Source organism: Rhodococcus kronopolitis (assembly GCF_042654025.1).
GTDB classification, from domain to species: domain Bacteria; phylum Actinomycetota; class Actinomycetes; order Mycobacteriales; family Mycobacteriaceae; genus Rhodococcus_G; species Rhodococcus_G kronopolitis.
Genome location: NZ_JBHSFO010000008.1, coordinates 134,518 through 153,868, shown reverse-complemented (window position 1 = coordinate 153,868; position 19,351 = coordinate 134,518). Strand labels below are relative to the sequence as shown.

16 protein-coding genes are annotated in these 19,351 nt (G+C 69.9%); 10 read left to right on the top strand and 6 right to left on the bottom strand.

The features are described 5' to 3' along the window. Nucleotides 1–131 precede the first annotated feature (131 nt). The gene (locus ACFO6S_RS14615) at nucleotides 132–1,709 is read left to right on the top strand and encodes an AMP-binding protein (protein ID WP_378418122.1); all 1,578 of its coding nucleotides are present in this window, start codon (nucleotides 132–134) and stop codon (nucleotides 1,707–1,709) included. Nucleotides 1,710–1,863: 154 nt separating this feature from the next. On the opposite strand, the gene ACFO6S_RS14610 is transcribed toward ACFO6S_RS14615, so the two are convergent. Further along, a complete protein-coding gene (locus tag ACFO6S_RS14610) occupies nucleotides 1,864–4,101 on the bottom strand; it encodes an NADP-dependent isocitrate dehydrogenase (RefSeq protein ID WP_378418120.1) in 2,238 nt (745 codons plus the stop codon). A gap of 702 nt (nucleotides 4,102–4,803) precedes the next feature. On the opposite strand from ACFO6S_RS14610, the gene ACFO6S_RS14605 reads away from it, so the two are divergent. Then, on the top strand, nucleotides 4,804–5,151 hold the full coding sequence (locus ACFO6S_RS14605; RefSeq protein ID WP_378418118.1) for a hypothetical protein: 348 nt from the start codon (nucleotides 4,804–4,806) through the stop codon (nucleotides 5,149–5,151). 34 nt (nucleotides 5,152–5,185) lie between these two features. Here ACFO6S_RS14605 and ACFO6S_RS14600 read toward each other — a convergent pair whose 3' ends face one another. From ACFO6S_RS14600 to ACFO6S_RS14580, 5 genes are all read right to left on the bottom strand, one after another. Continuing rightward, nucleotides 5,186–5,608 carry a hypothetical protein gene (locus ACFO6S_RS14600; protein ID WP_378418116.1) on the bottom strand — a complete coding sequence of 141 codons (423 nt, stop codon included), beginning with the start codon at nucleotides 5,606–5,608 and terminating at the stop codon, nucleotides 5,186–5,188. Between the two features lie 387 nt (nucleotides 5,609–5,995). Further along, a complete protein-coding gene (locus ACFO6S_RS14595) occupies nucleotides 5,996–6,790 on the bottom strand; it encodes a DUF1295 domain-containing protein (protein WP_378418114.1) in 795 nt (264 codons plus the stop codon). Continuing rightward, nucleotides 6,787–8,070 (bottom strand): class I SAM-dependent methyltransferase, encoded by a 1,284-nt coding sequence (locus ACFO6S_RS14590; RefSeq protein WP_378418112.1) that lies wholly within the window; start codon nucleotides 8,068–8,070, stop codon nucleotides 6,787–6,789. The genes ACFO6S_RS14595 and ACFO6S_RS14590 overlap by 4 nt, the downstream gene beginning before the upstream one ends. Further along, on the bottom strand, nucleotides 8,067–8,834 hold the full coding sequence (locus ACFO6S_RS14585) for a DUF1365 domain-containing protein (RefSeq protein ID WP_378418110.1): 768 nt from the start codon (nucleotides 8,832–8,834) through the stop codon (nucleotides 8,067–8,069). The genes ACFO6S_RS14590 and ACFO6S_RS14585 overlap by 4 nt, the downstream gene beginning before the upstream one ends. A 17-nt stretch (nucleotides 8,835–8,851) precedes the next feature. Next, nucleotides 8,852–10,192 carry an NAD(P)/FAD-dependent oxidoreductase gene (locus ACFO6S_RS14580; RefSeq protein ID WP_378418162.1) on the bottom strand — a complete coding sequence of 447 codons (1,341 nt, stop codon included), beginning with the start codon at nucleotides 10,190–10,192 and terminating at the stop codon, nucleotides 8,852–8,854. Nucleotides 10,193–10,449: 257 nt separating this feature from the next. Between ACFO6S_RS14580 and clpB the strand changes: the two genes are divergently transcribed. The 8 genes from clpB (at nucleotide 10,450) to pyrE (ending at nucleotide 19,321) form a co-directional block, all read left to right on the top strand. Further along, nucleotides 10,450–13,002 (top strand): ATP-dependent chaperone ClpB, encoded by a 2,553-nt coding sequence (gene clpB, locus ACFO6S_RS14575; protein WP_378418108.1) that lies wholly within the window; start codon nucleotides 10,450–10,452, stop codon nucleotides 13,000–13,002. A gap of 294 nt (nucleotides 13,003–13,296) precedes the next feature. After that, a complete protein-coding gene (locus tag ACFO6S_RS14570; protein WP_378418106.1) occupies nucleotides 13,297–14,034 on the top strand; it encodes a FadR/GntR family transcriptional regulator in 738 nt (245 codons plus the stop codon). A gap of 104 nt (nucleotides 14,035–14,138) precedes the next feature. Next, on the top strand, nucleotides 14,139–15,299 hold the full coding sequence (locus ACFO6S_RS14565) for an oxidoreductase (protein ID WP_378418104.1): 1,161 nt from the start codon (nucleotides 14,139–14,141) through the stop codon (nucleotides 15,297–15,299). 99 nt (nucleotides 15,300–15,398) lie between these two features. Beyond that, entirely contained in the window at nucleotides 15,399–16,460 is a 1,062-nt protein-coding gene (locus ACFO6S_RS14560) for a DUF5666 domain-containing protein (RefSeq protein WP_378418102.1), read from the top strand. A gap of 67 nt (nucleotides 16,461–16,527) precedes the next feature. After that, complete coding sequence (locus ACFO6S_RS14555; RefSeq protein WP_378418100.1) at nucleotides 16,528–17,226, top strand: type III secretion system chaperone family protein; 699 nt, start codon at nucleotides 16,528–16,530, stop codon at nucleotides 17,224–17,226. Between the two features lie 20 nt (nucleotides 17,227–17,246). Next, nucleotides 17,247–18,053, top strand: a complete 807-nt coding sequence (locus ACFO6S_RS14550; protein WP_378418099.1) for an SDR family NAD(P)-dependent oxidoreductase — start codon at nucleotides 17,247–17,249, stop codon at nucleotides 18,051–18,053. A 107-nt stretch (nucleotides 18,054–18,160) separates the two neighbouring features. Next, entirely contained in the window at nucleotides 18,161–18,691 is a 531-nt protein-coding gene (locus tag ACFO6S_RS14545; protein ID WP_378418097.1) for a LemA family protein, read from the top strand. Between the two features lie 99 nt (nucleotides 18,692–18,790). Further along, nucleotides 18,791–19,321: an orotate phosphoribosyltransferase gene (pyrE, locus tag ACFO6S_RS14540; RefSeq protein ID WP_378418095.1), complete on the top strand. Its 531-nt coding sequence runs from the start codon at nucleotides 18,791–18,793 to the stop codon at nucleotides 19,319–19,321. Nucleotides 19,322–19,351: the final 30 nt, after the last annotated feature.

Here is a 19,351-nt window from a genome sequence, read left to right as displayed (position 1 = left end):
GCTCAGGACAAACGGCAGAAAGACTAGAACATGTGTCAGTTTTGGTTCTAAGGTGACAAGCACACCACGCATCCGTGGGCCGGTGTCCACTGCCGTGGCGGGCCGTATCCACAGTTCAGAGCGGAGAACACATGACCACCGACGAGCACGCCGACCTGCACCGCCCGCAGTTCCTGGCGGACCTGCTGATCACGGCACTCGATCGCAACGCCGACCGGCCCGCCCTCTACCTCGGCGACGTGGTGCTCACCGGCGGCCAGATGCGCGACCAGATCAGCAGTTTCTGTCAGGCGCTCACCGGGCAGGGCCTCGGCAAGGGCTCCAGCGTCGCGATGCTCTCCAAGAACCGTCCCGAGGTGCTCATCAGCGTCGGCTCGCAGATGATCCTCGGCTGCCGCAACACCGCGCTCGCGCCGATGGGCTCGGTCGACGACCACGCCTACATCCTCGGGGACGCCGAGATCGAGACGCTGATCTTCGACCCGACCGCCTTCGAGGCGCGCGCGGCCGAGCTCAAGGCGACGGTGCCCACGCTCAAGAACTTCCTGTCGCTCGGGCCGTCCGAGGTGGGCATCGACATCCTCGCCCTGGCCGCGACCTTCACCCCGACCCGCCTGGTCGCCGCGGACGTCGACGGCGGCGACCCGTCGAGCATGGTCTACACCGGCGGCACCACCGGCAAGCCCAAGGGCGTCGTCAACACCTTCGCCTCCGGCGTGACCCTGCCGCAGATCCAGGCGGCGGAGTGGCAGTTCCCCGACGAGATGCGCTTCCTCGCCTGCACCCCGCTCTCGCACGCGGGCATGGCGTTCTTCGTGCCGACCCTGCTGCGCGGCGGCTCCCTGGTGGTGCTCCCCGCGTTCGAGCCGGCCGCGGTGCTCGAGGCGATCGAGAAGTACAAGATCACCTCCACCATGCTGGTGCCGACGATGATCTACATGCTGCTCGACCACCCGGACCTCGCCACCCGCGACGTGTCGAGCCTCGAGACGCTGTTCTACGGCGCCGCCGCCATGTCGCCGACGCGACTGGCGGAGGGCATCGACAGGCTCGGCCCGATCTTCTTCCAGTACTTCGGCCAGTCCGAGTGCGGCATGACGATTTCGGTGCTGCGCAAGGAGGAGCACGATCCGAAGGATCTGGAGCGGCTCGCGTCGTGCGGGCGTCCGGTGCCGTGGCTCAACGTCAAGCTCCTCGACGACGACCTCAACGAGGTCCCCCGCGGCGAGCTCGGCGAGATCTGCGTACGCGGCCCGCTGGTGATGAAGGAGTACTGGAACAAGCCGGAGGAGACGGCGGAGGCGCTGCGCGGCGGCTGGCTGCACACCGGCGACATCGCCCGGGCGGACAAGGACGGCTTCCTGTTCATCGTCGACCGCAAGAAGGACATGATCGTCACCGGCGGGTTCAACGTCTTCCCGCGGGAGATCGAGGACGTCCTCTCCGCGCACCCGGCGGTCGCGTCGGTCGCAGTGGTCGGGGTGCCCGACGAGAAGTGGGGCGAGGCCGTCAAGGCCTGCGTCGTGCTGCGCGCCGGTCAGACCGTCGAGGCCGCGGACCTGTCCGCGATGGTCAAGGAGGCCAAGGGCGCCGTGCACGCGCCGAAGACCGTGGACTTCGTCGACACCCTGCCGCTGACCCCGATCGGCAAGCTGGACAAGAAGGCGCTGCGGGCGCACTACTGGGCGGGCGCCGCACGCTCGGTGTAGGCGCCGCGCCCGTGCGCAGTCCGGGTCCCCGTACCCGGAGACCGCGCACGGGCCTGACGGACCCGTAGCCGGGGCCCAGAACCCGCCTGGTGCTCGACGAGTAAGGCCCGCGCCCCTAAGGGGCGCGGGCCTTACTCGTCGAACACCGTACGACTCAGCCGCGTGCAGCCGCCAAGGTGTCGTTGAACGTCGCGCTCGGGCGCATGACCGCGGTGGTCAGGTCGGCGTCGGGCGCGTAGTAGCCGCCGATGTCGACCGGGTTGCCCTGCACGTCGTTGAGCTCACCGACGATTGCGTCCTGGTTCTTCGCGAGCGCTGCCGCGAGCGGAACGAAGCGCGCACGCAGCTCCTCGTCCTCGTTCTGCGCGGCGAGCTCCTCGGCCCAGTACATGGCCAGGTAGAACTGGCTGCCGCGGTTGTCCAGCTCACCGGTGGTACGGGACGGGCCCTTGTCGTTCTCGAGCAACTTGCCGGTCGCGGCGTCGAGGGCCTTGGCCAGGACGGTCGCCTTCTTGTTGTCGGTCTTGATACCGAGGTCCTCGAGGCTGACGGCCAGTGCGAGGTACTCGCCGAGCGAGTCCCAGCGCAGGTGGTTCTCCTCCAGCAGCTGCTTGACGTGCTTGGGAGCGGAACCGCCCGCGCCGGTCTCGTACAGTCCACCGCCGGCCATCAACGGCACGATGGAGAGCATCTTCGCGCTCGTGCCCAGTTCCAGGATCGGGAACAGGTCGGTGAGGTAGTCGCGCAGGATGTTGCCGGTGGCCGAGATGGTGTCGAGCCCACGGATGAGCCGCTCCATCGTGTACCTGATCGCGCGCACCTGCGACATGATCTGGATGTCGAGGCCCTCGGTGTCGTGATCGAGCAGGTACGTCTGCACCTTCGAGATCAGCTCGTTCTCGTGCGGACGGTACGGGTCGAGCCAGAAGACGACCGGCATGCCGGAGTTGCGGGCGCGGGTGACGGCGAGCTTGACCCAGTCCCGGATCGGCTCGTCCTTGACGATGCACAGGCGCCAGATGTCGCCCTCCTCGACGTTCTGGGTGAGCAGAACCTCTCCGGTGGCGAGATCGGTGATGTTGGCGACGCCGGCCTCGGGGACCTCGAAGGTCTTGTCGTGCGAGCCGTACTCCTCCGCCTTCTGCGCCATCAGGCCGACGTTCGGCACGGTGCCCATGGTGGTGGGGTCGAACGCGCCGTTGGTCTTGCAGAAGTTGATCATCTCCTGGTAGATCCGGAAGAACGTCGACTCGGGGCTCACCGCCTTGGTGTCCTTCTGCCTGCCGTCGGCGCCGTACATCTTGCCGCCGGCGCGGATCATCGCGGGCATGGAGGCGTCGACGATGACGTCGCTGGGCGAGTGGAAGTTCGAGATGCCGCGCGCCGAGTCGACCATCGCCAGCTCGGGCCGGTTCTCGTGGCACTTGTGCAGGTCGTCGATGATCTCCTCGCGCTTCGACGCGGGGAGCGACTCGATCTTCGCGTAGAGGTCGGAGAGCCCGTTGTTGACGTTCACGCCGAGCTCGTCGAACAGTTCGCCGTGCTTGGCGAACGCGTCCTTGTAGAAGACCTTCACGGCGTGCCCGAAGACGATCGGGTGCGAGACGCGCATCATCGTGGCCTTGACGTGCAGGGAGAACATCATGCCCGTCTTGCGGGCGTCCTCCATCTCGTCCTCGTAGAAGTCGATGAGCGCCTTCTTGCTCATGAACATGCTGTCGATGACGTCGCCGTCGCTGAGCGACACCTTCGGCTTGAGGACGATGGTCTCGCCGCTGGTGGTCAGCAGCTCCATCTTGACCTCGCGGTCGCCGTCGACGGTCATCGACTTCTCGCCGTTGTAGAAGTCGCCGTGGCGCATGTGGGCGACGTGCGTGCGCGATGCCGGCGACCATTCGCCCATGCTGTGCGGATGCTTGCGGGCGTACTCCTTGACCGCCCGGGGCGCTCGGCGGTCCGAGTTGCCCTCGCGAAGGACGGGGTTCACCGCGCTGCCCAGGCACGTGGTGTACCGGTCCTTGATCGCGGTCTCCTCGTCCGACTTCGGGTTCTCGGGGTAGTCCGGGATGCCGTAGCCGTGCGCCTGGAGTTCCTTGATGGCCGCGAGCAGCTGCGGGACCGAGGCACTGATGTTCGGCAGCTTGATGATGTTCGTGTCGGACAGCTGCGTCAGCCGGCCCAGTTCGGCCAGGGTGTCCGGTACTCGTTGCGCTTCGGTCAGGTGGTCGCCGAACTCGGCGAGGATGCGGGCGGCGACGGAGATGTCGCGGGTCTCGACGTTGATCCCGGCTGCCTCGGCGAATGTCTCGATCACTGGCAGGAAGGCATACGTGGCGAGCATCGGCGCTTCATCGGTCAGCGTGTAGATGATGGTTGGTTGGTCCACGCTCATATTCTGTTCATTGCTCCGATATCGGCTAGACGCGATCTGTGTTCGCGTCTCATCTGGGCCACGGGGTGGTTGTAGTGGCACCTATCTCCTACCACGTCGTGCGTGTTGTCCGCGAGGTTCTTCCCCGGCTGGGGGTGCGAGACCGGCCACAGCTGGCTCGCGGAGTCGCATGGAGTGGACTCGGTCTCCGGCGTTTCGGGAGGTCCAGTCTGCGGACACGGTGACCCGGGCGTCCGGCCGGACCGTCCTCCCGCCGGTGTGCGCGAAACGTCAAGTTCCGGTGCTCGAAATGCCGGTGTTCGGTGATGTGTCGGCGGCCTGAAACGCGCTTGATCTGGTGTGATTCGGAGCATGGACACCCCGAGAAAAGGCGAGACATGGTTCTGTTGAAGGTTCTCAGAGCACCGGATCCGGTGCAGGATCTCGCGGTATACCCGTGCGCTGACGCACGCGACGTGACCGACCGACTGCCACTCACATTCTGTCGGAACTGCCCGGTCGCCGGGGACTGCATGGAGGTCGCGCTGAGTCGTGACGATCGATGGGGGCTGCGCATCACGTGACCGCCCCGAGCGCAGGGAATCCGAACGCAAGGTGACGCCACAGGGCAACGAAGGATCCCGGGCCGCAAACCCGAGCATCCTCCGATGGGGCAGACGCTGTCATCGCCTGATCAGGGGCCTGGATTGAGCAAGGGAAGATATGGAATCGGGCTTTGACGCGGCGTTGGCCGCCTTTCAGGAAATCGCCGCCACCACCGCCGAGTGCGGGGTGTTGACAGTGTCAAGTTGTGGCCACCCGGCCCTGCTCGATCGCGGTGTGATCATCGCGTGGTTGGGGGCCGAATGGATGGCCTTCCGGCTCCACCGCGGGACGGCAGCGCGCGCCGGTGCGCTCGCCCTGCCGCTGTCGGAGCAATGTCTCCCGCCCAAATCTGCGGTACTGCGAGGCGACTGGGTATCGGTCCACGTGGCGGACTCGGTCCACTGGTATCGATTCACGGAGCAGGCCAGGGAGCAGATCCGAGAGGATGCCGCGCTCGCCGGGTAGCGGCGTTCGCCGTGCCGTTGCGGCGATCCGCCGGCTACGGCACGAGGAAGGTTGCGACTCCCGGGACGGTCGTTCCGCCCGTCGCGGGGAGGACGGTGACCGCGACCTGCCCCGCCCCGGTCTGCAGCGTCGCCGCGGCCGGTATTCCGTTCAGCCCGTCCGACAGCCGGGCGGAACCCGACGCACCCGTCGACAGGTTCAGCCAGAGCACCTCGGACGAGAGCATGCATCCCCATCCGCCCGCCAGACCGCCGGTGATCGTCACCTCGCCGGGTTGTTCGCCCACCACTGCCGCACAGCGGATCGGGAGCACGTCGAAGCTGCCGTTCGGGTTCCCGAACGGCGCCGGGGGGATCTGGAACGGCACGGTCACTGCCGCGGCGGCGACGGCCACCGGCGACAGGGCCGCGCCGGCTACGACGGCGGCGCAGACGGCCAGTCGGTGAGCGGGATTCATCAGGGAACCTCCTGTGGTCGGCTAACAGATGTGGCGCCCATCCTGCACCCGGGGCGTCGCTGTCGCAGGGGCGCCACGCCGACCCCGCCTGGTTGCCGGATCTCGGCAGGATCGGCCCCGCATTCCGGGGCGGATCCTGCCGAAGTGGTGGGTGGGCAGGTCGTTGTCTGTGCCGGCCGCGCGGGCCAGACGGGCGCAGAGTTGGCCACCATGGCCACCTACGTCCCGGTGCCCGGTGCCCGGTGCCCGGTGCCCGGTGCCCGGTGCCCGGTGCCCGGCGCCCGGTGCCCGGCGCCCGCTCCGACTCGTCCCTGCCGCTGACCCCGATCGGCAAGCTGGACAAGAAGGCGCTGCGGGCGCGTGGTACCTGGGAGGGCGCTGCGTTCGTCACCGCCGGGGTGGGCGGGGCAGGAAGTACGCGGTGCGGGCCTGGTACTCGCGGTAGCCCGGCCGCCGCGACATCGTCTGCTCGAGCAGTCGCGCCCCCGTCGCGTAGACCAGGAAGTACGTCATCGCAATCGGGGATGCCACCGTCACCACACCGGGCCAGACACCAGCGCAGACGAGCCAGAGCCCCCACCACACGCAGGCGTCGCCGAAGTAGTTCGGGTGGCGGGTCCACGCCCACAACCCCGAGTCCATGATCCGACCTCGGTTGGCCGAGTCCGCCTTGAACGCTCGGAGTTGCCGGTCTCCCACCGCCTCGAAGTACGCGCCCACCGCCCAGAGAGCCACTCCGACCGCCATGACAGCGCGACCCGCGCCGTGCGCCGGCCCGAGCACCGCCGAGAGCTGGACGGGCAGCGAGACGAACCACTGGGCCGCGCCCTGGGTCGCGAAGATCTTGCGGGCGACCGTGCCGAGGGAGGCGCCGCCGGCGCGGCCGAGCAACTCCCGGTACCGCGGGTCCTCGCCGCGCCCCGCGGACTTGCGGTGCATGTGCCAGCTCAACCGCAGGCCCCACACGGCGACCAGCACGAGCAGCAGGACCCGGCGGCCGGGGTCGCCGTCGCCGAGCACGGCGGACACCGCGGCGACCAGCACGAAGCCCAGCCCCCAGGACACGTCCACCACGTTGTACCGGCCGATCCGGTGTCCGACGGCGAACGTGACGGCCTGCAGGGCGGCGAGCAGCAGCGCGCTCACCACGGTGATCGTCCCGAACTGCTCCCACGCGGTCACCGGCCCGACTCCTTACGGAACACCAACTGCTGGACGTCGAGGTACCCGCTGCGGAAGCCGGCCTCCGAGTACGCCAGGTAGAACTCCCACATGCGCCGGAAGACATCGTCGAAGCCGAGTGCGGTGACCTCCGTGCCGCGGGCGCCGAAGCGCTCACGCCACAGCCGCAGGGTCTCCGCGTAGTGCGCACCCATCGCGAACCGGTCGACGACCCGCAGTGACGTCTCCCGGCGGGTCACGGCGTCGATGGCCTCCGCGGAGGGCAGCAGGCCGCCGGGGAATATGTACTTGTGCACCCAGGTGTAGGTGTTGCGGGAGGCCAACATCCGATCGTGCGGCATGGTGATCGCCTGCAGTGCCACCCGGCCGCCCGGAATCAGCAGCCGGTCGAGGGTTCGGAAGTAGGCGGGCCAGTAGTCGAACCCGACGGCCTCGATCATCTCCACCGACACGATCGCGTCGTAGGTTCCCGTCACCGCGCGGTAGTCGAGCAGGTCGACCCGCACGGAGTCGGAAAGCCCCGCGTCGGCCACCCGGCGGCGAGCCAGCAGTTGTTGCTCGCGGGAGAGGGTGACCGAGCGGACCCGGGCGCCCCGCGCCGCGGCACGCAGGCTCAATTCTCCCCAGCCGGTACCGATTTCGAGCAGGCGGGTGCCCGGTCCGACCCGGGCGGCGTCGAGCAGGCGGTCGATCTTGCGGTGCTGGGCGGCGGCCAGGTCTGCCCGCCGCGCAGGCAGCTCGTCGAACAGGGCGCTCGAGTAGGACATGGTGCGGTCGAGGAACAGTTCGAAGAGCTCGTTGGACAGGTCGTAGTGGCGGGAGATGTTCGAGCGGGTGTTCTCCGGGGTGTTGCGCTCGGCGGCAGGGTGTTTCGCCGTGACCAGGGGGCGCAGCCATTGCAACGGGCGAGGGATCAGGGTCGCGGCCTGCGCCGCGAAGGGGGTGAGCACCGCCGCCGGCTCGGGGGATGCCCAGTCGCCGGCCATGTAGGACTCGCCGAAGCCGATGAGTCCGCCGGTGCCGAGCCGTCGGGCGAACTCCTCGGGCCGGTGGATGATCATGCGGGGCAGGATCCGTTCCGTCTCGTCGGATCCGACGACGGTGCCGTCCGGGTACTCCACCCGCACGGCCAGTCTCGACGCGGCCCGCCGGAACAGGCGGTCGGCCACCGCGCCCGCCACCCGCGCGCGGGCGTCGGTCCGGACGTGGGCAATGCCGGGCCACAGGTCGGCGTCGACCTCGAGTGTGCGGTCGGCGTTCTCGGTGCCAGCGGTAGTCATCTGTCGGCCTCCTGGTGAAGTCGAGGGGAACGAGTCGGGCGAGGGACGAGGGGCAGTCCGCGCAGCCACAGGGCGACGCCCTGGATGCGGATCCGCGCCGCCACCACGAGCGGGGCCATCGGCGCCGACAACTGCATCCGCGCCACCGCGGCCGTGGTGGCACGGTGTCCGTGCCCGCGCATCGTCGCGGTGAACGGCGGCTGCCCGTCGCGGTGCAGGGTGACCGACACGGAGAGGTCGCGGTCCGGTTCCGGCACCCGCAGCGTGTAGCGCCCGTCGACCTCGTTGAAGGGTGAGACGAAGAACGCCTTGTCGGTCTCGGCCCGGCCGGAGTCGTCCGGCATGAGCAGATAGCAGTGCCGCCCGCCGTAGGTGTTGTGGACCTCGGCGACCACGCACCACAGGGCGCCGGCCCGGTCGTGGCACCAGAACAGGCTCAACGGGTTGAAGACGTGGCCGAGTACCCGGGCGTTGAGCAGGGCCGTGACGCGGCCGCCGTGCAGGTCGACACCGTGCGCGGCGAGGTAGCCGTCGAGCCGTCCGCGCAGGGTTGCCGCGTCGTAGTCGGGAATTCCGTCGGCGGTGAAGTGGTCGCTCGCCTCGAACCGGGCGAACGGCCGCAGCCACGCCGGCAGGCGGGGCAGCTCGTCCAGATCGACGAACCAGCTGTAGCTGCGGTACTCGAAGGAGTGCCGGACCGGTGCGGCGCGGACGTGCCGGATGCGGGTGCGGTAGATCGTCGGCGGGGACACGGGCGGGGACATCATGGGAGGGGACATGATCAGCGCACCGTCGCGGCGCGAGCGGACGCGCTGTCCCAGTCCACCCCGAGGCGACGCGCGGCCAGCACCCCCGAACGGGCGCCGTCCTCGTGGAACCCCCACCCGTGGTACGCCCCCGCGAAGGTCACCGTGTCGCTGTCGAGTTCGTGCAGGCGGGTCTGCGCGGCAACGGATTCCGGCGTGTAGATCGGGTGCTCGTAGGTCATCTCGGCCAGGATCGACGCCGGGTCGACGAGGCCCTCGCCGCCGAGGGTGACCAGGAAGCGTCGGTCGGTGTCCTCGGAGATCCGCATCAGCCGGGTCATGTCGTAGGTGACCACCACCGACTCCGGGCCGAGGGTGCGGCGCGGTATCAGGTAGTTCCAGGACGCGCGGGCGCGCTCGGCGTGCGGCAGGACGGAGGTGTTGGTGTGCAGCAGGGCACGGTTGACCGAGTACGGCATCGCCCCGAGCAGGGCGCGTTCGAGAGGGGTGGGATCGGCCAGCAACCGCAGGGCCTGAGCGGGGTGCACCGCGATCACCGCGGCGTCGAACCAGCGGAGGTCGCCGTTGCGGGCAATGACGCACACCCCGTCCTCGACCCGTTGGAGGCTGTGCACCGGGGTGCCGACGAGCACCTCGTCCAGCGTCGCCGCCACTTTCTCGACGTAGCGGGCCGAGCCGCCGGTGACGGTGCGCCAGGTGGGGGAGCCGAACACGGTGAGCATCCCGTGATGGTCGAGGAAGGTGAACAGGTACCGCGCCGGGTAGCGGCCTGCGGTCGACGGGGCGCACGACCACACGGCAGCGACGAGCGGGGTGACGAAGTGCCGGGCGAAATAGTCCGAGAACCGGTGCCGGGACAGGAAGGTGGCGAGCGGCTCGTCCCGGTCGCCGGCAGGGCTGTCCAACAGGGCCCGGGCAGCGCGGTGGAACCGGACCACCTCGCCGAGCATGCGCAGGTATCGCGGTCGGGCCAGCGCGCGCGGCGTCGGGAACAGCCCCGCCAGGCCCTTCGCGCCTGCGTACTCGAGGCCGTTCGCGTCCGATCGCACGGACATCGACATGTCGGTGTCCTGGGTGGCGACGCCCAGTTCGCCGAACAGCCGCAGCAGGGTGGGGTAGGTGCGGTCGTTGTGCACGATGAATCCGGTGTCCACCGACACCAGGGCCCCGTTGTCGAGTTCGAGGTCGTGGGTGTGGGCGTGCCCGCCGAGCCGCTCGTCGGCCTCGTAGAGAGTCACCCGGTCGCGTTTGGCCAGCACGTACGCGGCCGTGAGGCCGGCGACGCCGCTGCCGATCACGGCGACGGTGCGAGGGGGCGCGGAAGGGCGTGGTTGCGAGTTCGCGGGACTGTCCATGCCGGGGGTTCGGCGCCACGGGGCCGGCGGATGGGTCCGCGGGGTGGATGCCCTCGGAGCAGGCATTGAACGCACCGTCGAGATTGGCGACGCGGACACGTTGAGTTCTCTGGCGGGCGCGCCCGAAAATCGGTCCATTGTGTGTCAGACTTGAGCGGAACAGACTCAACTTTTCGTGTGTTGGGACATGTGACAGCGCCGACCGGCCACACCTAGGCTCGACGGCGACGAACATACGTCTTCCGTTAGGGGTGACCATGGACTCGTTTTCTCCGACTACCAAGACTCAGGCGGCCTTGACTGCGGCTCTGCAGTCCGCGTCCGCCGCCGGGAACCCGGACATCCGTCCGGCACATCTCTTGGTGGCCCTGCTCGACCAGACCGACGGTATTGCCGGACCGCTGCTCAAGGCGGTCGGCGTCGACCCCACGGTGGTGCACCGCGAGGCGCAGACCATGGTCGACCGGTTGCCGAAGGCGACCGGTGCGACCACCACTCCGCAGCTGGGCCGGGAGGCGCTTGCTGCGCTGACCGCCGCCCAGCGCCTGGCAACCGAGCTCGACGACGAGTACGTGTCCACCGAGCACCTCATGGTCGGACTCGCCGAGGGCGACTCCGACGTCGCGAAACTGCTTGTCGGGCACGGTGCGACGGCGCAGGCGCTGCGCGACGCCTTCACCGCGGTGCGCGGCAGTGCCCGGGTCACCAGCCCGGATCCCGAGGGCTCGTACCAGGCCCTGGAGAAGTACAGCACCGACCTCACCGAGGCCGCCCGCTCCGGCAAGCTCGACCCGGTCATCGGGCGTGACACCGAGATCCGGCGCGTGGTCCAGGTGCTCAGCCGCCGCACCAAGAACAACCCGGTGCTGATCGGCGAGCCGGGCGTCGGCAAGACCGCGATCGTGGAGGGCCTGGCCCAGCGGATCGTGGAGGGCGACGTCCCGGAGTCGTTGCGCGGCAAGACCGTTGTCTCACTCGACCTCGGATCGATGGTCGCGGGCGCGAAGTACCGCGGTGAGTTCGAGGAGCGGCTCAAGGCCGTCCTCGACGACATCAAGAACTCGGCCGGACAGGTCATCACGTTCATCGACGAGCTGCACACCATCGTCGGTGCGGGTGCCACCGGTGAGTCCGCGATGGACGCCGGCAACATGATCAAGCCGATGCTGGCCCGCGGCGAGCTGCGGCTGGTCGGTGCGACCACGCTCGAGGAGTACCGCAAGTACATCGAGAAGGACGCGGCGCTCGAGCGCCGGTTCCAGCAGGTGCTGGTCGGGGAGCCGTCGGTGGAGGACACCATCGGCATCCTGCGCGGTCTCAAGGAACGCTACGAGGTGCACCACGGCGTGCGCATCACCGACTCCGCTCTCGTTGCGGCGGCGACCCTTTCGGATCGCTACATCACCTCCCGGTTCCTGCCGGACAAGGCCATCGACCTGGTGGACGAGGCGGCGTCGCGGCTGCGGATGGAGATCGACTCGCGGCCCGTCGAGATCGACGAGATCGAGCGGATCGTGCGCAGGCTCGAGATCGAGGAGATGGCGCTCGCCAAGGAGACCGACGACGCGTCGAAGGCGCGGCTCGACAAGCTGCGGCAGGAGCTCGCGGACGCCCGCGAGAAGCTGGGGCAGCTGAGCACCCGGTGGCAGAACGAGAAGCAGGCCATCGACTCGGTCCGCGAGGTCAAGGAGCAGCTCGAGACGCTGCGCCGCGAGTCGGAACGGGCGGAGCGCGACGGCGACCTGGGCAAGGCCGCCGAGCTGCGCTACGGCCGGATCCCCGAACTGGAGAAGCAGCTCGCGGCGGCGGTCGAGGCGTCCGGCGGCGCCAGCGACGGCGACGTCATGCTCAAGGAGGAGGTCGGACCCGACGACGTCGCGGACGTGGTGTCGGCGTGGACCGGCATCCCGGCCGGCCGGATGATGGAGGGCGAGACCGCCAAGCTGCTGCGGATGGAGTCCGAGCTCGGCAAGCGGGTCGTCGGGCAGGCCGACGCGGTGCAGGCCGTCTCCGACGCGGTGCGCCGGGCCCGGGCCGGAGTCGCGGACCCGAACCGGCCGACCGGCTCGTTCCTGTTCCTCGGCCCGACCGGCGTGGGCAAGACCGAGCTCGCGAAGGCGTTGGCGGACTTCCTGTTCGACGACGAACGCGCGATGATTCGGATCGACATGTCCGAGTACGGCGAGAAGCACTCGGTGGCACGGCTCGTCGGTGCGCCGCCCGGATACGTCGGCTACGAGGCAGGCGGCCAGCTCACCGAGGCGGTGCGGAGGCGTCCGTACTCGGTGGTGCTCTTCGACGAGGTGGAGAAGGCGCACCCCGACGTGTTCGACGTCCTGCTGGCCGTCCTCGACGAGGGACGCCTGACGGACGGCCAGGGCCGGACGGTGGACTTCCGCAACACCATCCTGATCCTGACGTCCAACCTTGGTGCCGGTGGCACCAAGGAGCAGGTGATGGAGGCGGTGCGGCACGCGTTCAAGCCGGAGTTCATCAACCGGCTCGACGACGTGGTGATCTTCGACCCGCTCTCGGAGGAGCAGCTCGAGTCCATCGTCGACATCCAGCTCCAACAGCTGGCCAAGCGGCTCGCCGCCCGGCGGCTCACGCTGGAGGTCTCGAAGCCGGCGAAGGAGTGGCTGGCCAAGCGCGGGTACGACCCGCAGTACGGTGCGCGACCGCTGCGCCGGCTGGTGCAGCAGTCGATCGGCGACCAGCTCGCGAAGCTGCTGCTGGCCGGCGAGATCAAGGACGGTGACGTCGTGCCGGTGAACGTCTCGGCGGACGGCGACGGCCTGATCCTCGGCTGACGGCGATCCGCACCTGCGCCCTCCCCACCGTCTCGGCGGTGGGGAGGGCGCACGCGTCGGGGCGGGCGGCCTCCGGGTCGGACTGCGGCGAACCATTCGCATCATTCGGATCGGAAATCGGCGGCCCGCACCCCCCTCGCCGGTGATGCCTATCACAAACCGGGCGGTACCGCATTCGAGCGATGATGATTACCGATTACGCCCGTGCCAGGGCGTTTGGTCAGTAGGGTTCAACCACTGACCAGTAGGTAGGGCTAGTTGCGGTGACCGTCTCAGGGGGGCGTTTTCAATATGATGGACAGGTTCGATCGGCCGCAGAAGACCGCGATGATCGTCGCGCGGCGCATTGTCTCGGACATTGCCGATCGAGGCCTCGGTCCGGGTGACCGGCTCCCTCCGGAGAAGGTGATGCTCGAGGAGTATCGCGTCGGCCGGGGCACCCTGCGCGAGTCGCTGCGGTTCCTGGAACTCTCCGGTGCGATCTCGCTCAAGCCGGGCCCCGGCGGCGGGCCCACCGTCGAGAAGCCCGAGGCGTCGCACCTGATGAACAGCCTGGGCCTGCTCCTTCAGTTCGAGGGCGCGAAGTTCGCCACCATCGTCGAGGCGCGAATCGGGCTCGAGCCGCTGATGGCGCGCCTGGCGGCGGAACGGATCAGCGACGAACAGCGGGTCCAGCTCAAGGAAACCGTCGACCTCATGCGGGACAGCATCCGGGACCTCGACCGCTTCCTCGAGGCGAACCGCGAGTTCCACAACATCGTCGCCTGGGCGTCGGGCAACCCGCTGTTCGGGTACCTCATCGACGCGCTGGACGGGGTCTTCGCCGGTGCCGCGCTCGGCGTCGACTACCCGGAGAGCGCCCGCGCCGCGGTGTTCGACGCCGACGTCGCGGTGTTCGACGCCATCGTCGCCGGCGACTCGGCCGGTGCCGCGGAGGCCATGCGCGCGCACGTCTCGCAGTGGACCGAGTTCCTGCAGAAGAAGTTCCCCGAGGCGCTGGACAAGCCGATCACCTGGGAATCGATGCTCTAGGTCTCACGCAGCGGAACCGGGTCAGCGCGTCCGCGACCCCGGGCGTTAACGTCGAACGCGGCCGGATTCGGCCGGGTGGCGACGCGGCGTATGCGGAGGTTGAGATGGCGCAAGTGACTGAGGGCGCAGCGGTGGCGGCAGGTCTCGACACGGCGGCGCTGTTCCGCCCGCTGCGGGTGCGCGGACTCGCACTGCCGAACCGGATCGTCATGTCGCCCATGACCCGGCACCGCTCGCCCGGGGGCGTGCCCGCCCCCGAGGTGGCCGCCTACTACCGGCGCCGAGCCGAGGGCGGTACCGGGCTGGTGATCACCGAGGGGACCGCCATCGAGCACACCGTCGCGGTCGACGATCCCGACGTCCCGCACATGTACGGCGCCGCGGCACTCGCCGGGTGGCGCGAGGTGGTCGAGCAGGTGCATGCCGCCGGTGGCCGGATCATCCCGCAGCTCTGGCACGTCGGACCGCTGTGGGGCGCGATGTCCGGAGTCGACGACGGCGCCGTCTCGATGCGCCCGTCCGGGAACTGGGGGCACCTCGGCAAGACCACGTACACCGCCGACTACCTGGACTGGGCGACCCGGCCCGGCGCCGCGATGACCGAGCGGGACATCGAGGACGTCATCGCGGCGTACGTCGCCGCGGCCCGCAACGCCGTCGACGTCGGCTTCGACGGCATCGCCCTGCACGGCGCGCACGGCTACCTGCTCGACTCCTTCCTCTGGGCGTCGACGAACACCCGCGACGACCGGTGGGGCGGAGACCTGGAGCGCCGCACCGCGTTTCCCGCCGCGGTGGTGGGGGCGATCCGCGACGCGATCGGCGACGACCTGCCGATCGTCTACCGGTTCTCGCAGCACAAGCAGCAGGACTACGGCGCCCGGCTCGCGGCGACGCCGGAGGAACTCGGCGTCGTTCTCGGTGCGCTGGTCGACGCCGGCGCGGACGTCCTCGACGCCAGCGGCCGTTACTTCGACCGGCCCGCGTTCGAGGGCTCGGACCTGTCCCTCGCGGGCTGGGCGAAGAAGCTCACCGGCGCGACGGCGATGGCCGTCGGCGGCATCGGCTTCCCCCTCTCGGCCGACGAGCCCACCGGCCCGGACAACCGGGACGAGGTGCTGCGCCGACTCGAACGCGACGAATTCGACCTGGTGGGCATCGGCCGGATGCACCTGGCCGACCCGGCGGTCGCGATGCGCGCCCGGGCCGGTCGGCCGCTGGCCCAGTTCGACCGACCGGTGCACGAGCTGGGGCCGCTGCACTGACCCTGGGCGGCCGTCACGGAGGGTCGTTCAGCTGGGTCTCAGGTTGTGGATCTACCCTGCAGGGTCGGACCGAACCCGGCGGAAGAGTAGGGCCGTGACATGAGCAATCCTGACGATGACCGGACCGCGCAGCAGCGTGAGCCCGACGCCACCGCGCAGTGGTCGAGGGACGCGGGGTCCAATCCGGACCAGCGGACCGAGCAGTTCCCCGGCGCGCAGCCGTCGTACACCACCGACCCGACGCAGGCCTACGGCCCGGTAGCCAACCCGACGCAGGCCTACCCGACGTACCCGGGTGCGGACGCGACGCAGGCGTACGGCCAGCCGTCGAACCCGACGCAGGCGTACCCGACGCAGGCCTACGGCCAGCCGTCCGACCAGACGCAGGCGTACGGCCAGCCGTCGAACCCGACGCAGGCGTACCCGACGTACCCGGGTGCGGACCCGACGCAGGCGTACGGCCAGCCGTCGAACCCGACGCAGGCGTACCCGACGTATCCGGGTGCGGACGCGACGCAGGCGTACGGCCAGCCCTCGAACCCGACGCAGGCCTACCCGGGCCCGGGCTACGAGCAGAACCAGTGGCAGGGTCCGCCCGGCCCGCCGACCGGACAGGTCCCGGTGCCGCCGGAGGGCGACCCGAAGGGACCCAGCAAGGGAGTGCTGATCGCCGCGTTCACGGTGGCCGGCCTGCTGGTCGCGGCGGTCGTCGGGTTTGGCGTGATGCTCTTCTCCGGCAACTCCGACCAGAGCCCCTCGGCCAGCGGTCCGGCGACCACCACCACAGCGCCCCGGGCCACCACCACGCCGCCTCGGGCGACCACGACCACGACTACGCCGTCGCCGCAGGCCACCGAGGCGCCGGACCTGTCGAAGATTCCCGGCGGGATCGGTGAGGCGCTGCAGGGGGCCGGAGGCACGGTCGGCACCGTCGACTCGAACGACGACGGCACGCTGATCCTCGACGGGATCGGCGGCTCCAAGGTCACCGTCACCACCACCCCGGACACCAAGCTGATCTCGTTGACCGCGAAGAAGGTCAAGGACCTCGCGCCGGGTGAGATGGTGGTGGTCCAGGGCGACACCGGGCCCGACGGCACGGTGGTCGCACGGGTCATCATCGGTACCTCGCTGCCGGATCTGGGCACCTTCGGAAACTGAGAATCTGGGCGTGGCAGGAGAGCCGAGTGGCCCACACACGCCGTTCGCTCGATAAGGTGAGGGCACGATGACGCTAATCTGGTTCGCTCTCTCAGTGATCGCGCTGGCCGGCGCGCTCGCACTCCTGTATGTCGATCGCAGCCGCCGCGAACAGTTCGGCAAGGTCCGGCAGATCTGGGCACGGGCCCAGGGCTACGTGTACAGCGACGTGGATCCGCAACTGCCCTCGCGGTGGCATCGGGCCGCGATGGCGAAGCAGGAGTATCTCGGTGCCGTCGACGTGGTCGAGGGCACCCGGCGCGGCGAGAGCTTCCTGCTCTTCGACCTCGAGGACACCGCGACGGTGGTGGCGGTGCACCGCGCGGTCGGCTCGGACGTCGACGTGGACCTGCGGCTCAAGTCGACGCCGCCGCCCCGGGACTCCGACATGAACCTGCTCGGCGCGATCGGTCCGCGGGTGGTCTTCGCGACCGACCTGGAGATCGCCCGGCGGGTGTGTGACCAGCGGATGGTGCACTTCACCGAGTCGGTGCCGCCGCAGGTGCAGATGCTCTGGAGCGAGGGGGCCTGGACCCTGGGCACCCTGCCGATCACCAGCACCGGCCGCGACTGGGACGCCGCGATCGACGCCGTCGCCCGGCTCTCCGGCCTGCTGCACGTGCTGCCGCCGGTCGCCGAGCCCGCCGACATCCCCGCGGGCGCCAACCACGATCCTGGCCGTCCGCGTCCGCACGGCGATTCCGCCGGCAGCTCCCGGCGCGGCTGACCGGTCGCTAGCCTGTGGGCATGACGCCTCCAGGTGACCGAGACCACCCGTCCGCCCGCCCCGTCGCCCTGGTCACCGGGCCGACCTCGGGCATCGGTTCCGGATTCGCGAGGAGGCTCGCCGAGTCGGGTCACGACCTGGTGCTCGTCGCCCGCGACGAGAACGCCCTCACCGAGCTGGCCGCCGAGCTGAAGTCCCGGTACGGCGCCGCGTCGGAGGTCCTGCCCGCGGACCTCGCCACCGAGAGCGGACGCGCGGTCGTCGTCGACCGACTGCATGCCGGGGTGGACGTCCTGGTGAACAACGCCGGGTTCGGTACGTCCGGCGAGTTCTGGACCGCGGACCCCGCTCAGCTGCAGGCACAGCTCGACGTCAACGTCACCGCCGTGATGGTGCTGACCAGGGCCGCGCTGCCGTCGATGATCGCCGCCGGATCGGGTTCGGTGGTCAACGTCGCCAGCGTCGCCGGGCTGCTGCGGGGTCGGGGCTCGACGTACTCGGCGAGCAAGGCCTACGTCGTCTCCTTCACCGAGGGGCTGTCCGGCGGCCTGCACGGCACCGGGGTGCGAGTCCAGGCGCTGTGCCCGGGCTTCGTGCGCACCGAGTTCCACCGGCGCGCGGGCATCGAGATGGGGTCGATACCGAACGCGATGTGGCTGACGGTGGACCAGGTGGTCGGCACCAGCCTCGCCGACCTCGGGAAGGGCAAGGTGGTGAGCATCCCGGGCGTGCAGTACAAGGTCATCACCACCGCCTCGCGGCTGGTTCCGCCTGCGCTCGCCCGGACCCTGGCCAACACGTTCGGGCGGGGTCGCGGCCGCACCTAAGTGTCGTGCGACCGGGGCCGGCCCGGTTTGGGTAAGTTTCCACCGTGAACGTTGTGATTGTTGTGGCGATAGTGGCTCTTGTTGTAGTTGTTATCGCGTGTCTCTGGGTGGTGTCCGTCGTGCGGCGGCTGCGCCGGACGCAGGCGAGCCTGGATGCGAGCCGGAGGCTGCTCGAGATCGAACTGAACCGTCGCTACGAGCTGGCCGGCGAGCTGGTGGTGGCGGCGCGGCGCGCCGGGGTGCCGACCACGACGCTCGGCCCACTGGCCGGGGCCCGCTCGCTGGCGCTGGGATTCCGCGAGCAGCAGCTCGCCCTCTGCGAGCAGGCCGGCTCCGAGAACGCTCTGTCGGTGGCGCTGCACCGGGTGCTGGCCACAGTGTCCGCCGACTCGACGTTGCGCAACGACTGGTCCGTGCAGCGGCCGGCGCTCGATGCCACCACCGTCGAGCAACGGCTGGCTGGCGCGGTCCGCGTCTACAACGGCGTGGCCACCTCGATGAACGCCCTGGTACGAGCGCTGCCGGCGGGTCCGGTGGCGTCGGCATTCGGCGGTCGGACCGCGGCGCTCTTCGAGGCGGCCGCCGCCGTCGTCGTCGACGAGTCGGAGGCGCCGACCACCGTGTTCGCGCGGGTCTGACATCGGCGGGTCGCGGGCGGTGGCCCACACCGGAGCGTCGCCGGAACTTCGGCGCGACTACGCTCGACGCCGACACTGGCTTGCGAGAAGGAGCGTTCGATGACGGAGAAGGCGGAGCTCGCCGGGCTGGTACGGGAGCTGGCCGTGGTGCACGGCAAGGTGACCCTGTCGTCGGGCAAGGAGGCCGACTACTACGTCGACCTGCGCCGCGCGACGCTGCACCACCGGGCCGGACCGCTGATCGGCGTCCTGCTGCGGGAACTGGTCGCGGACTGGGACTTCGACGCCGTCGGCGGCCTGACCATGGGCGCCGACCCGGTGGCCATGGCCGTCATGCACGCGCCCGGCCGTCCGATCGACGCATTCGTGGTGCGCAAGGCCGCCAAGGCGCACGGCATGCAGCGGCAGATCGAGGGCCCGGACATCGTCGGCAAGCGGGTGCTCGTGGTCGAGGACACCACCACCACCGGAAACTCCCCGCTCACCGCGGTGCAGGCGCTGCGCGACGCCGGCGCCGTCGTGGTGGGCGTGGCCACTGTGGTGGACCGCGCGACCGGTGCGGACGCGGTCATCGCGGCCGAGGGTCTCGAGTACCGCTCGCTGCTCGGGCTCGGCGACCTCGGCCTGTAACCGCCCGTACAGGCACGAAATGCCCGGTGA